Origin of the sequence: Xylanibacter ruminicola (genome assembly GCF_900107775.1) — a bacterium.
Taxonomy (GTDB): domain Bacteria; phylum Bacteroidota; class Bacteroidia; order Bacteroidales; family Bacteroidaceae; genus Prevotella; species Prevotella ruminicola_C.
Window position 1 is genome coordinate 1 of sequence record NZ_FNRF01000004.1, and the last position, 13,758, is coordinate 13,758.

Genomic DNA, 13,758 nt, shown 5'->3' on the forward strand with positions numbered 1-13,758 from the left:
TGCTTGTCAGGTGGTTTTCCTGATTTGCGGGTGCAAAGGTACAACAAATTTCAATACCAACCAAACATTTTCCAAAAAAAATTCCCAAAAACGTGAAAGTTTTCGGGAATGTTTACAATCTCTATATTACACCTTATATATAATATATAGGCAAATACGAAAATCTATATTTTTGAGGTTTCTATTCAAAAATCTCCTCAATGTCGTTTTCGCCACCCAAATCGTCGGTCTCGCCTCCACCCGATGGACAGGGATCGAAGCCGGCGGGCACATCAAACACTTCGTCCTGATGATATCCCAAGCGGGCATTTTTATAAACCTGTTGCATGTAGAGTGCGAAAATGGGCAGCGCACCCGAGGCTCCCTGACCCATGGCCATAGAGTTGAAGTGGATGTCGCGATCGTCGCCACCTACCCAGCAGGCGTTAACCAATGTGGGGGTAAGACCCACAAACCAGGCATCGCTGTTATTATTGGTGGTACCTGTTTTACCTGCCAGCTGACCAGTGAGGTTATACTTGAAGCGCAGACGACTGGCGGTACCGCCATCAACTACATTGCGCAGCATATATATCATCTTATGTGCACTCTCCTCGCTAATCACCTCGTTCAGGCGGGGCTGGAACTGGGCAATCACATTTCCCTCGCTATCCTCGATCTTGGTTACGAACATGCACGCAGCGCGGATACCATGATTAACAAATGCGGTATAAGCACTGGCCATCTCGCCTACACTGATGTCGCAAGGACCCAGACAGAGGGCCATCGATGGATGGATATCTGGATTGCGGATGCCGTACTCGTGGAGCAGATCGACAAAGGCACGGGGATTGAGCTTGCTCATGAGGTAGGCCGAAATCCAGTTGTTCGACTGCTGCAAGCCCCACTTCAGGGTTACCATCTCGCCGTAGCGGGCCTTACTACCGTTGCGCGGTGTCCACGACTGTCCGGCCACAACGTAGGTCTGCTGTACGTTAGGTGCCTCGTCGCAAGGGGTGAAACCATTCTCCATGGCGAGCGAGTACAGATAGGGCTTGATGGTAGAACCTACCTGGCGGCGACCTTCCATCACCATATCATAAGAGAAGTGCTCGTAGTTAAGACCGCCCACGTAGGCTTTTACATAACCGTTCTGAGGACACATGCTGACAAAGCCGGTTCGCAGGAACGATTTGTAATATTTTATCGAGTCGAGAGGTGTCATGATGGTATCCACCTCGCCGTGGTAGGTGAAGACCGACATCTTGGTCTTGGTGCGGAACGAACGATAGATCTCGTCGTCGGTTGCCCCACTCTCCTTGAGCACACGATAGCGCTCGCACTGACGGATAGAACGGTTCAGGATCTGCTCTACCTGGGCAGGGGTGAGGTTGGCCGAATAAGGGGCATTCTTCTTTGACTGCATCTCCTTATCGAAGGCGGGCTGCAGGAACTTCACCACGTGCTGGTAGGCAGCCTTCTCGGCATACTCCTGCATGCGCGAATCGATGGTGGTATAAATCTTCAAACCATCGGTATAGATGTTATAATTCTCGCCATCGCGCTTCTTGTTCTTGTTACACCAACCGAACAAAGGGTCTGTCTCCCAGTTAATTGAGTCGGTTACGAACTTAGCCATATTCCACGAGGGATAGTTGGAACGGATGGGCTTTTTGGCAGTCATGTACTGGCGCAGATACTCGCGGAAGTACTGGGCCAGACCTTCCTTATGGTCGGCCACATGGAACTTCAAGGTGAGCGGCTGAGCGCTGAGTGTATCGTAGGCTGCCTCGGTAAGGTAGCCGGCTTTCACCATCTGACCCAGCACCACATTACGACGGTCGCGACTGCGCTCGGGATTGCGCACGGGGTTGAAGTAAGAAGGGTTCTTACACAGACCCACGAGCGTGGCCGACTCGGTAACGCTCAAATCCTTCGGCTCCTTGCTGAAGTAGGTATTGGCAGCTGTCTTGATGCCCACCGCATTGTGCAAAAAGTCAAAATAATTCAGATACATGGTGATAATCTCGTCCTTGGTGTAGGTACGCTCCAGCTTGACGGCTATCACCCACTCGATGGGTTTCTGCAGCAGGCGCTCAACAGTGGAGTGAGCCTGCTCGGAATACAACTGCTTGGCCAGCTGCTGCGTGATGGTTGAACCACCACCGGCACTCTTCTGACCCAAGATACCTCTTTTTACTATCGCGCGCGCGAGGGCGATGAAGTCGACGCCCGAATGATCGTAGAAGCGCACATCCTCGGTAGCCACCAATGCCTGAATGAGCGATGGTGCGATTTTGTTGTAATCTACCATCACACGATTTTCACGATTATAATTCCAGGTACCCAACAGCTGGCCATCGGCAGAATAAATCTGGGTGGCGAATCGGCTAATGGGGTTCTGAAGGTCTTCGATAGGTGGCATATAACCAATCCAACCCTTATCGATGGCATAAAAAGCACTGGCCGTGCCTAGGATGGTTAATGTCAATAATGTCCATAGAAAATAGACAAATAGCTTTCTCATATCCTCTTTTTAGTTACTTTTTGGTGCAAAATTACTATTTTCTTTCAAAATACGGCACGGAAATCAGAAATATTGTGTAATTTTGCGCCGAGAAAATTAAATTATTGATGAAAAAGCATAATTTTGTAACAATTGCCGATCTCACTCGAGAGAAGATCCTCTACATGATTGAGATGGCGCAAGAGTTCGAGAAGCACCCCAATCGTGAGTTGCTGAAGGGCAAAGTTGTGGCAACCCTTTTCTTCGAACCCTCAACCCGAACCCGACTTAGTTTTGAAACAGCAGCTAACCGTCTGGGTGCCCGTGTTATCGGATTTGCCGATCCGAAGATTACCAGCGGCACCAAGGGCGAGACACTGAAGGACACCATCCTGATGGTATCGAACTACGCCGATGTGATTGTGATGCGTCATTATATCGAAGGCGCCGCTCAGTATGCGTCGGAGGTAGCCCCAGTGCCCATCGTGAATGCTGGCGACGGCGCACATCAGCACCCCTCGCAGTGTATGCTCGACCTCTACTCGATCTACAAGACTCAGGGCACGCTGGAGAATCTGAACATCTATCTGGTGGGCGACCTGAAATACGGACGAACGGTACACTCGCTGATTATGGCCATGAGGCACTTCAACCCCACCTTCCACTTTGTGGCGCCGAAGGAGCTGGCCATGCCGAAGGAATACAAGATTTACTGCGACGAGCACGGCATTAAGTATCAGGAGCACACGGCGTTTAACGAGAAGGTGATTGCCGATGCCGACATATTATATATGACGCGCGTGCAAAAAGAAAGATTCAGCGACCTGATGGAATACGAACGCGTTAAGAACGTATATGTGCTGAACAACGACCTGCTGAAAAACGCCAAACCCAACATGAAGATATTACACCCGCTGCCACGCGTAAACGAGATTGCTTACGAAGTTGACGACAACCCACATGCTTACTACATTCAACAGGCCGGTAACGGACTGTTTGCACGCGAGGCCATCTTCTGCGATGTGCTGGGTATTACACTCGACGAAGTTAAAAACGATAAAACTATTATTCATTGAACATTGAACATTGAACATTATGAATAAGAAGGAGCGATTGGTTGCCGCCATTGAGAACGGCACTGTGATTGATCATATTCCAACCGACAAGACATATCAGGTGGCCAGCTTGCTGGGACTGTTTACACTGAAAACACCTGTGACCATCGGTTTTAACTACCCCTCAAAGAAGGTGGGCTCGAAAGGCATCATCAAGGTGAGCGATAAGTTCTTTACCGACGACGAGGTGTCGCGCCTCTCGGTAGTTGCCCCTAACGTGATACTGAGCATCATCCGCGACTACGAGGTGGTTGAGAAGCGTAGCGTGGTAACACCATCGGAAATCAAGGGCATTGTGAAGTGTAATAACCCCAAGTGTATTACCAACAATGAGCCGATGAAGACCCACTTCCACGTTGAGAATGGTGTGCTGACCTGTCACTACTGCGAGAAGGAGCAGGATATCAACAAAGTGGAACTGTGCTAACATTGAGCATTGAACATTGAACATTGAACATTTTATTTTCCCCAATAAACAAAACAATGAACAGAGACAACACAATCTTCGAGTTGATTGAGAAAGAGCATCAGCGCCAGCTGAAAGGCATTGAGCTGATTGCAAGTGAAAACTTCGTAAGCGACCAGGTGATGGAAGCCATGGGATCTTACCTGACTAACAAGTACGCCGAGGGTTATCCTGGACACCGTTACTATGGTGGTTGCCAGGTAGTTGACGAGGTTGAGCAGTTGGCTATCGACCGCGTTTGCAAGCTTTTCGGTGCTGAGTACGCTAACGTACAGCCTCACTCAGGTGCACAGGCTAACGCTGCCGTACTGCTGGCCGTACTGAAGCCAGGCGACACATTCATGGGATTGAACCTGGATCACGGTGGTCACCTGTCGCACGGTTCGCACGTGAACACATCTGGTTTGATCTACAACCCCATCGGTTACAACCTGAACAAGGAGACCGGTCGCGTAGATTACGACGAGATGGAGCAGCTGGCACTGGAGCACAAGCCAAAACTGATTATCGGTGGTGGTAGCGCCTACAGCCGCGAGTGGGACTACAAGCGCATGCGTGAGATTGCCGACAAGGTTGGCGCACTGCTGATGATCGACATGGCTCACCCTGCAGGATTGATTGCTGCCGGACTGCTGGACAACCCTGTTAAGTACGCTCACATCGTAACATCAACAACCCACAAGACGCTGCGTGGTCCTCGTGGTGGTATCATCCTGATGGGTAAGGACTTTGAGAATCCTTGGGGTCTGAAGACACCAAAGGGTGTAACCAAGATGATGAGTCAGTTGCTGAACTCAGCCGTATTCCCCGGACAGCAGGGTGGTCCTCTGGAGCACGTGATCGCTGCCAAGGCTGTGGCTTTCGGCGAGGCTCTGCAGCCTGAGTTCAAGGAGTGGGCTAAGCAGGTTCAGAAGAACGCTAAGGTACTGGCCGACGAGCTGGTTAAGCGTGGATTCGGCATCGTAAGTGGTGGTACCGACAACCACTCAATGCTGGTTGACCTGCGCTCTAAGTATCCTGAGCTGACCGGTAAGGTAGCCGAGAACGCACTGGTTGCTGCCGACATTACCGTTAATAAGAACATGGTTCCATTCGACAGTCGCTCTGCTTTCCAGACTTCTGGTATCCGTCTGGGTACACCTGCCATCACCACACGTGGTGCTAAGGAGGACCTGATGGTACAGATTGCCGCCTGGATTGAGGAAGTATTGAACGATCCTGAGAACCCAGAGGTTATCGCCAGCGTTCGCGCCCGCGTTAACGAGAAGATGAAGGATTATCCTTTGTTTGCTTACTAATAAATAAAAGCCCCAGCCGATTGGCTGGGGTTTTTTATTTGTTTTATTTCAAATTATCATTAAAATGATTGATGGCCTGGCGGTACAGGTGGTTCCTGGTGTTACCACCCGAGATGCCGTGATTGCGGTTGGTATATACTAACTGACGGAAATCCTTATCGGCCTGTACCAATGCCTCTACGTATTCGGCGGTGTTCTGATAGTGAACGTTGTCGTCGGCCAAACCATGGCAGATGAGCAGCGCACCATGCAGGTTGTTGGCACGGGCGATGGGGTTAACCTCGTCGTAGCCGCTGGCATTCTCCTTGGGGGTGCGCATGTAACGCTCGGTATAGATAGAGTCGTAATAGCGCCAGCAGGTAGGAGGCGCGATGGCCACACCGGCACGGAACACGGGGCGACCCTCCGACATCGACATGAGGGTGTTCCAGCCACCATAGCTCCAGCCCCAGATGCCGATACGCTCCTTATCCACATAACTCTGATTACCCAGCCAAAGGGCTGTCTCTACCTGGTCGCGAGCCTCGAGTTCGCCCAGGCGCAGGTAGGTGCACTTCTCGAATTCGGCACCACGACCGCCGGTACCACGGTTATCAACGCACACGCAGATATAACCCTGCTGGCACAGATACTGCTCAAGAATGGCACCGTTGCCGGCCATGCCTAGGCCCCACTGGTTGAGCACCTGCTGCGAGCCAGGACCGCCGTACTGATACATGATGACGGGATACTGCTTGTTGGCATCGAAGTTGGCGGGCTTAACCATATAACCGTTCAGCTGCACGCCCTCGCTGGTGGTAAAGGTAAACATCTGCTTCTGGCCCAGCTCGTAATCGGCCAACTTAGTCTTGAGCTCGTGGTTGTCGATAAGTGTGGTGAGCATTTTGCCGTTGTTCTGGCAGATGGTGTACTGGGCGGGGGTGTTCATGTCGCTCCAGATATTGATAAAGTACTTGAAGTTCTTGCTGAAGATAGCGTTGCTGACACCCGATTTGGGGGTGAGCGCCTCTACCTTACCATTCTGGTGAGCCACCATCACCTGCTGCTCGGTAGCGCCGGTGGGGTTAGCGGCAAAATAGGTGTCACCGGTCTTCTCGTCGTAACCGTAAACGGCCTTTACCACAAACTTCTCGTGGATAATCTGGCGCAGCAGCTGTCCGTTCAGGTTATAGAGGTACAGATGGTTGTAGCCATCGCGCTCGCTGGGCAGCAGGATGTGCTGATCGGTAAGCTGGATATCGTCGAGCACCTCTTCCTTAATGTACTTATCTACCTTATCCTCGATGGCCAGTTTGCAAACGGTTGAGAGCGGGTTGGCCATATAGATGCGCAGCACGTCCTGGTGGCGGTTCATGGTCATGATGGCCACCTTGGTAGGATCGCTGGTAGCCTTGATGCGGGGGATATAATCCTCGGCACCCAGGGGCAGATTGATCTTGCGGGTCTGATGACTCTTGATATCGTAGCTCCACACACTGACCTTCGAGTTGTCCTGTCCGGGCACGGGGTACTTATAGGTGTAATCGCCTGGGTACTCGGCAAACTCGGTGCGGGTGGGCTTCAGGCCCTTGAACAGCTGCATAGAGTACTGCTTAACGGCGCTCTCGTCGTAACGGATCCACAGAATCTGCTTAGAGTCGGCGGTGAACACCATCGACGAGTTGGTAGAGAACTCCTCCTCGTAAACCCAGTCGGGGATACCGTTGATCACCTCGTTGCGCTTGCCGTCCTTGGTTACCTGACTCTCGGCATTATCGTAGAGCAGCTTTACCAGGAAGATATTGTTTTCGCGAACGAAGGCAATCTGGTTGCCATCGGGCGAGAACACGGGCGTTTGCTGAGGACCGCCATCCGACAGGGGCTCCAACTTGTTGTTGCGGATGCTATAAATATAATAGGTGGCGGTGAACGAGCGACGATAGATGGCCTTGGTATTGGTCTGAATGAGCAATCGGGTGCCATCGGGACTCATGATGTAACCATCAATACCGTCGAGCTTAGCGCCACGGGCGGTGGCTGCATCGAACAGCACGCCTACCTGTTTGCCGGTTTTAAACGAGTAAGTAACAATCTGCTTACCATCGCTGCTAATCTGCGCGTAAGTCTCGCCATCGGCCAAGGGGTAAACGGCGCTGATGGACTTACTGCGGAACTCGCCCTTGGTAATGTCGGTGAGCGTAATCTGCTTGCCAGCCGAAGCACTCACAGCCAGCGCCAGCGACACGCCAAGCGAGAATAATCTTAATTTCTTCATATTTTTCCAAGTTTTTACTGTTTCAGACTGCAAAGATAGCGTTTTTTTCGTTAACTTTGCACACTGATGGATTTAAATAAAGTGAATACGCCCTATTATAACGACTACGGCACGTGGATACGGCGCCAGTTTCCGTACCGTGTGCAGAAGATTTCGATAGATGCCGGTTTTACCTGTCCGAACCGCGACGGACGGATATCTACGGGCGGCTGTATCTACTGCGACAACCGCACGTTTAACCCCTCGTACTGTCAGCGACGCCTGAGTGTGAGCGCACAGTTGGCCGAGGGCAAGCAGTTTTTTGCGCATAAGTATCCCGACATGAAATACCTGGCCTATTTCCAGGCGTTTACGAATACCTACGCTCCTATCGCGCAGCTGAAAGCACTGTACGAGGAGGCGCTGGCGGTAGAGGATATCGTGGGCATTGTGATTGGCACACGCCCGGATTGCGTATCGGATGAGCTGCTGGACTACCTGGCCGAACTGAACGAGCGTACGTTTGTGCTGGTGGAGTACGGTCTGGAGAGCTGCAACGCCGCAACGCTGCAACATATCAATCGCGGACACACCTTTGAGCAGTCGGTATCGGCCTTGGAGCGCACCCACGAGCGCGGATTGCTCACCGGCGCGCACATCATCCTGGGACTGCCGGGCGAGGATGCCGCCGAGAGTCTGCGCCAGGCCCCTATCCTATCGCAGCTGCCCATCGACATCCTGAAGATTCATCAGATGCAGATTATCCGCGGCACCAAGTTGGCCGAGATGTATGAGCGCGAGCCGTTCCACATCTACAGCGTGGACGAGTACATCGAGCTGATTGCCCAATACATACAGCACCTGCGACCGGATATGGTGCTGGAGCGGTTTGTGTCGCAATCGCCTAAGGAACTGCTGATAGCGCCGCATTGGGGACTAAAGAACTACGAGTTTACCAACAAACTGGTAAACTACCTGAAGGAGAAGGATTTACATCAAGGTCAGTTGGCTTTGCGGAACTCAGAATAGTTGTTGTTTCGCAGCATCTGGTCGATGGTAAGGTTGTGGCTTTTCATGTAACGGTCAACCATACGGGTATAAACGGTGTTGAACACGTGCTTGCCGTAAGCCTGATTGATGACCCATTGGATTTTGCCGATATGCATGTCGCGCTCCTGCTGACTGAGGGCGCGGTCCTGCGGCATGGGGTACAGACTGAGCAGGTAGAACCCGACGCAATCGGGCACAATGTAGCTGCGGGTCATCGTGGCCAGCTGACTCTTGGAATAGCCGTAGAGCGGATTCTTGTAAAGGGGATAATCGCTGCCCAGGTACTTATCCAAGCAGATACCGATAGAGCCGTTGCCCACAATCACACTCTGATCGAGCGAACCAATCTGGGCATACACCTCGGGTACCTCAATGCCAGGGATATGCTCGCGCAGGTACTTGAACACCTTGGTAAAATCGGCATTGATATCATCCATGTTGGCGTACTGCTGCTCGGCCTCGGAAATGAGCGCCTGCAAGGTGGAATCCTGATAGAAACGCAGGAACTTGGTGTTGATCTGCTGATCATCCACCTTACCAATACGCAGCACATCCTCGATGAGTGTGCGGGTTTGCATGGGATAAACGGTGTTCATCTGCTGCAAAGCCGAAAAATCGCCGGTGGTAAGGTACAGACTCTGGATACGGTCGTAGCGATCAACCTTTACAATACGGTCGTCGCCCGCTGTAAATTGCCATTCACAGCTAATGCATCCAAAGAGCACTATCAATAGAAAATAATATACCTTGCGCACGGGCTATTTTTGTGGGGTAATGATATACTTATGTTAAAAAAATCGTTGCAAATATACTAAAAAGTATTTTAAAAACCAAATTTTAACCTAAAATATTTAAATAAAAGTATAAAATCCTGCACATTTTTGTTTATTTGTGTAAAAATCGGGGGCTGTTTGATGGTTTTTGTGTACTTTTGCTCTCTGCTAAGACAAATAAAAAAGATGAAAAAGAAAATGATAACGTTGGCACTTGCTGCCATCAGTGTGATGACCGCTCAGGCTCAGCAGCAGCTGACCGTGAGCGTTACTAACCCATCGGCTGCCGCACGCACCGATCAGGCGGTGATAATCCCCCTTAACAGCTACGGAGAAGTGCGCCGCGCGCTGGTTACCTGCGAGGGCAAGGAGATACCCTGTCAGCTGGACGATCTGGACCAGGACGAGGTGTTCGACGAACTCTGCTTTTTGGCCGACCTGAAGGGCAAACAGCAGTTGAAGTACGAGGTACAGCTGTTTGACGACCTGTGCGACGAGCCCGCCAAATACCCTGCCCGCGTGTTTGCTGAAATGCTGATTCGCAACGACAAGGTGAAGGAGAAAAACAAGCACAACAACTTTATCGAGGCCATCACGGCGCGAGGCGACTGCGCTAACTCGTATAATCTACAGCACCATCACGGTGTGGATTTTGAGAGCGAGCTGAATGGTATCCGCATCTACTTCGACAAGCGCCAGACGCTGGATCTGTACGGTAAGTTCCAGAAGCGCCTGGAACTGGAGGCCACCCAGTTCTACACCCAGCCCGAGCAGAAGGCCCAGGGTTACGGCGACGATGTGCTGTGGGTAGGCAACACCTTTGGACTGGGCGCTTTCCGCGGTTGGGACGGCAAGCAGCCTACGATGATCGACCCCGTGGCCTCGCGCACGCAGCGCATCATCTCGTACGGTCCGCTGCGCACCATCGTAGAGTTAGTGGACAAAGGCTGGCAGGCCGAGGCTAACCGCCCCGCCATCAACATGACCATCCGCTATATCCAGTATGCCGGACATCGCGATACCGATGTGGAGGTGTATTTCACCAAGAAGCATACCGACGTGAGCAGCTACCGATTCTCGACCGGTGTGATTAACGTGAAGGGGTCGGAGGAGTTTTCCGACCATAAGGGTTTGCGTGGCTGTTGGGGCAGCGACTTCCCCACCGGCGACACCATCAACTTTAAGCGCGAAACGGTGGGCCTGGGTATATTGATACCCCAGCAGTACATGGCCAGCGAGGAGCCAGCCAACAAAGATAACTATGCTTTTGTGGTAAAAGCCAACCAGAACATGCTGAAGTACAAGATAGCGTATACCTCTGATAACGAGACATTTGGCTATCATACTGCCAAGGATTGGTTCAACTTCCTGAAGTTGTGGCGCAAGGAGGTGGAACAGCCCGTGAAGGTGGTGATTACCAAGCCATAACTAAAGGGGCAAAGCGCTGAACAGCTTGCGACCTTTAGCGTAATACTGCCAGAGCAAAGAGAACGATTTTTGCTCTGGTATTATTTTGGTCTGGCGCGAAGCCTGAATAGCCTCACGGTCGGCAGCAAAATCCTTCTTCCAGCGCTTAAAAGCGCGACGGGCACGGTAGATGGCCTTGAAGTCGCCCCAGTTACGCCCCAGAATAAGCGTTTCCCAGGCAGCCAGATAATCCAGGAACCAGCGCCAGCGCATCACGTGCTGCAGCTCGCCATCGGGCAGGCATTTATACAGCATCGTCAGGTTGTTGCGGAAGTTCAGGAAGGTCTTCATCGGGTTACCCTTATGCAGCGTGCCGCCACCTACGTGATACACGTAACTATCTGGAATGCAGACGATACGGCGACCACGGATGCGCAGTCGCCAGCACATATCAATCTCTTCGTTATGAGCAAAGAATCGGGCATCGAGTCCGTTTACAGCCCAGTAATCGGTGCTGCGGATGAGGAGCGCGGCGCCTGTGGCCCACAGGATATCGGCCACATCGTCGTACTGTCCGTTATCGGCCTCGACGGTATCGAAGATACGACCGCGACAGAAAGGATAGCCAAAGCGGTCGAGATAGCCACCGCTGGCACCGGCATACTCAAAGCGATCCTTATCGAAGATGGAGAGCAGCTTGGGCTGACAGGCAGCCACATCGGCGTGGGCATCCAGATACTCGATCATCGGGGTGAGCCAATGGTGGGTAACCTCGATATCAGAGTTGAGCAGCAGGTAGTACTCGGCCTGGATCTGTGCCAAAGCCCGGTTGTAACCCTCGGCAAAGCCCCAGTTCTTATCCAGCACAACCAGCTTTACCTCAGGGTAATGCTGCCGCAGGAACGCCAACGAATCGTCGGTTGATGCGTTATCGGCTACATACACCGTGGCCTCGTCCTTTGAGTAATTAAGCACAGAGGGCAGATACTGCTCGAGCATCTGGCGACCGTTCCAGTTGAGTATGACTATTGCTACTTTATCCATCTTACGCGCGCGTACATTATATAATACACATTAACGACTCCTTATCGCGGGTCATCTCGCCCAGCTTCACGCTGATGAGCTGATTGTCGAAATCGGGGTTAGCATCCTTGGCGGGCAGCTCTACACGGATATAGTTCTTGGTAAAGCCGTGCATGGCGCGACCGCGGGTAGCCTTCTCGAACAGCACCTCGGCCTGCTGGCCGATATAACGCTCGTAGAAAGCATGGGTTTTCTGATCAGAGAGTTCCAGCAGGCGCTTTACACGCTGCTTCTTCTCCTTCTCGGGAACCACGTAGGGGATGCTGAGGGCCGATGTTCCAGGACGCTCGGAGTATGGGAACACGTGCAGCTGGGTAACATCCAGGCTATCCAGGAACGTGTAGGTCTCCTCGAAGCACTCGGGTGTTTCGCCACGGCAGCCCACCATCACATCCACGCCGATAAAGGCATCGGGCATCAACTCCTTGATACGGTGGATCTTCTCAGCAAACAGCTCGCGATCATAATGACGATGCATGAGCTTGAGCACCGTGTTGCTACCACTCTGCAGGGGGATATGGAAGTGCGGCATGAAGGCACGGCTCTTGGCGCAGTACTCGATGAGCTCATCCGAAATCAGATCGGGCTCAAGCGAGCTGATGCGGTAACGCTGAATGCCCTCTACCCCATCGAGCGCCTTAACCAGGTCGATAAACTTCTCGCCGGTGGTCTTACCAAAGTCGCCGATGTTCACACCGGTGAGCACAATCTCCTTACCACCCTCGGCAGCGGCCTCCTGGGCCTGCGCTACCAGCGAGGCTATCGTTGGGTTGCGCGAAAAACCACGAGCGTAGGGAATGGTACAGTAGGTGCAGAAATAATCGCAGCCATCCTGCACCTTCAGGAAATAGCGCGTGCGGTTACCCTTTGAGCAGCTGGGCGCAAAGGATTTGATATCCTTGGTTTTCTCTCTAAAGAATCTAGCAGATCTAGTAGGGCTAGCCTCTCTAGATTCACTAGTTTCTGGGGCGATTTCGCCCCAGGCCTCTGAGAGGAACTGAACCAGGTTGGCCTTCTCGTTAGAGCCTAACACCAGACTTACACCCTCGATCTTTGCCACCTCGTCGGCCTCGAGCTGGGCATAGCATCCTGTCACCACCACAAAGGCACCGGGATTCTCGCGCACCAAGCGGTGAATGGCCTGACGACATTTCTTATCAGCCACCTCGGTTACCGAACAGGTGTTGATCAAACAGATGTCGGCCTGCTCGCCTTTCTGGGCAGTACGTACGCCCAGGTCCTGAAGCATCTTACCAAAAGTAGATGTTTCAGAGAAGTTCAACTTACATCCGAGTGTAAAATAGGCAGCCTTTTTGCCTTGAAATGCTGAGGTATCTATCATATATAAAATAGGTGTATTGTTTGCGGGCACAAAGGTACGACATTTTTTGCAAAAAACACGCATTTTGAGCCATTTTTAAGTTATGTGCGAAAAATACACCAAATTTAACATTTCATAAGTGATTGATTTACAGCGTTTTGCAAAAAAGTTACAAAAACCCCTAAAAAAAAATCGAAAAAAATGATACGTTGTATTAAAATAATGCTTACCTTTGCATCGTTTTAATAAACAAATGATTGTTTTACAGATTTTAAAAAGCTTAGAAAAAATGAAGAAATTGGTATTCATGTTCGTAGCAGTTGCTGCTATCTCATTCGCATCATGTGGTAACAAGGCTCAGGCTCCTGTACAGGACACTGACTCTATCGCCGAGGTAGTTGACACTGTAGCTGACAGCCTCGCTGTTGACACAGTTGCTGCTGATTCAGTTGCTCAGTAATTGAACGAACGATTGAGAGAAAGAGCCCGTAGAACTCAGTTCTGCGGGCTTTATTTTTGTGCCAGCC

General features: G+C 51.5%; 11 protein-coding genes. 6 read left to right on the forward strand and 5 right to left on the reverse strand.

Annotated elements, in window-relative coordinates; genetic code table 11:
* Window positions 1-181: 181 nt before the first annotated feature.
* Window positions 182-2,506: a transglycosylase domain-containing protein gene (locus BLU97_RS10265; protein WP_074761501.1), complete on the reverse strand. Its 2,325-nt coding sequence runs from the start codon at window positions 2,504-2,506 to the stop codon at window positions 182-184.
* 107 nt (window positions 2,507-2,613) lie between these two features.
* Here BLU97_RS10265 and pyrB point away from each other — a divergent pair, with 107 nt between their 5' ends.
* Genes pyrB through glyA form a run of 3 tightly spaced genes read left to right on the forward strand, consistent with a single transcriptional unit; the run spans window position 2,614 to window position 5,364 of the window.
* The gene (gene pyrB, locus BLU97_RS10270; protein WP_033151276.1) at window positions 2,614-3,561 is read left to right on the forward strand and encodes an aspartate carbamoyltransferase; all 948 of its coding nucleotides are present in this window, start codon (window positions 2,614-2,616) and stop codon (window positions 3,559-3,561) included.
* A 19-nt stretch (window positions 3,562-3,580) separates the two neighbouring features.
* Window positions 3,581-4,027, forward strand: coding sequence for an aspartate carbamoyltransferase regulatory subunit (locus BLU97_RS10275; protein ID WP_074761502.1), 447 nt, complete (start codon window positions 3,581-3,583; stop codon window positions 4,025-4,027).
* A 56-nt stretch (window positions 4,028-4,083) separates the two neighbouring features.
* Window positions 4,084-5,364, forward strand: coding sequence for a serine hydroxymethyltransferase (gene glyA, locus BLU97_RS10280; RefSeq protein WP_074761503.1), 1,281 nt, complete (start codon window positions 4,084-4,086; stop codon window positions 5,362-5,364).
* A 43-nt stretch (window positions 5,365-5,407) separates the two neighbouring features.
* Here the strand turns inward: glyA and BLU97_RS10285 are convergent, their stop codons facing one another.
* Window positions 5,408-7,618, reverse strand: coding sequence for a S9 family peptidase (locus BLU97_RS10285; protein WP_074761504.1), 2,211 nt, complete (start codon window positions 7,616-7,618; stop codon window positions 5,408-5,410).
* Between the two features lie 66 nt (window positions 7,619-7,684).
* Here BLU97_RS10285 and BLU97_RS10290 point away from each other — a divergent pair, with 66 nt between their 5' ends.
* A complete protein-coding gene (locus BLU97_RS10290; RefSeq protein ID WP_074761505.1) occupies window positions 7,685-8,626 on the forward strand; it encodes a TIGR01212 family radical SAM protein in 942 nt (313 codons plus the stop codon).
* Here BLU97_RS10290 and BLU97_RS10295 read toward each other — a convergent pair.
* The gene (locus BLU97_RS10295) at window positions 8,599-9,402 is read right to left on the reverse strand and encodes a gliding motility protein GldB (RefSeq protein WP_074761506.1); all 804 of its coding nucleotides are present in this window, start codon (window positions 9,400-9,402) and stop codon (window positions 8,599-8,601) included. The two genes, BLU97_RS10290 and BLU97_RS10295, sit on opposite strands and share 28 nt — an antisense overlap.
* Window positions 9,403-9,606: 204 nt before the next feature.
* Here BLU97_RS10295 and BLU97_RS10300 point away from each other — a divergent pair, with 204 nt between their 5' ends.
* The gene (locus BLU97_RS10300; protein WP_074761507.1) at window positions 9,607-10,848 is read left to right on the forward strand and encodes a DUF4861 domain-containing protein; all 1,242 of its coding nucleotides are present in this window, start codon (window positions 9,607-9,609) and stop codon (window positions 10,846-10,848) included.
* On the opposite strand, the gene BLU97_RS10305 is transcribed toward BLU97_RS10300, so the two are convergent.
* Complete coding sequence (locus BLU97_RS10305) at window positions 10,849-11,871, reverse strand: glycosyltransferase family 2 protein (protein ID WP_074761508.1); 1,023 nt, start codon at window positions 11,869-11,871, stop codon at window positions 10,849-10,851. It abuts the gene before it with no gap.
* Window positions 11,872-11,887: 16 nt separating this feature from the next.
* The gene (gene mtaB / locus BLU97_RS10310; RefSeq protein ID WP_074761509.1) at window positions 11,888-13,252 is read right to left on the reverse strand and encodes a tRNA (N(6)-L-threonylcarbamoyladenosine(37)-C(2))-methylthiotransferase MtaB; all 1,365 of its coding nucleotides are present in this window, start codon (window positions 13,250-13,252) and stop codon (window positions 11,888-11,890) included.
* 268 nt (window positions 13,253-13,520) lie between these two features.
* Between mtaB and BLU97_RS16075 the strand changes: the two genes are divergently transcribed.
* Complete coding sequence (locus BLU97_RS16075) at window positions 13,521-13,691, forward strand: hypothetical protein (protein ID WP_013064048.1); 171 nt, start codon at window positions 13,521-13,523, stop codon at window positions 13,689-13,691.
* The last annotated feature ends 67 nt before the right edge of the window (window positions 13,692-13,758 follow it).

What these genes read in the sequence shown, in the direction of transcription:
- BLU97_RS10265 (WP_074761501.1), bottom strand. Translation starts at nt 2,506, where the DNA reads ATGAGAAAGCTATTTGTCTATTTTCTATGGACATTATTGACATTAACC.
- pyrB (WP_033151276.1), top strand. Translation starts at nt 2,614, where the DNA reads ATGAAAAAGCATAATTTTGTAACAATTGCCGATCTCACTCGAGAGAAG.
- BLU97_RS10275 (WP_074761502.1), top strand. Translation starts at nt 3,581, where the DNA reads ATGAATAAGAAGGAGCGATTGGTTGCCGCCATTGAGAACGGCACTGTG.
- glyA (WP_074761503.1), top strand. Translation starts at nt 4,084, where the DNA reads ATGAACAGAGACAACACAATCTTCGAGTTGATTGAGAAAGAGCATCAG.
- BLU97_RS10285 (WP_074761504.1), bottom strand. Translation starts at nt 7,618, where the DNA reads ATGAAGAAATTAAGATTATTCTCGCTTGGCGTGTCGCTGGCGCTGGCT.
- BLU97_RS10290 (WP_074761505.1), top strand. Translation starts at nt 7,685, where the DNA reads ATGGATTTAAATAAAGTGAATACGCCCTATTATAACGACTACGGCACG.
- BLU97_RS10300 (WP_074761507.1), top strand. Translation starts at nt 9,607, where the DNA reads ATGAAAAAGAAAATGATAACGTTGGCACTTGCTGCCATCAGTGTGATG.
- BLU97_RS10305 (WP_074761508.1), bottom strand. Translation starts at nt 11,871, where the DNA reads ATGGATAAAGTAGCAATAGTCATACTCAACTGGAACGGTCGCCAGATG.
- mtaB (WP_074761509.1), bottom strand. Translation starts at nt 13,252, where the DNA reads ATGATAGATACCTCAGCATTTCAAGGCAAAAAGGCTGCCTATTTTACA.
- BLU97_RS16075 (WP_013064048.1), top strand. Translation starts at nt 13,521, where the DNA reads ATGAAGAAATTGGTATTCATGTTCGTAGCAGTTGCTGCTATCTCATTC.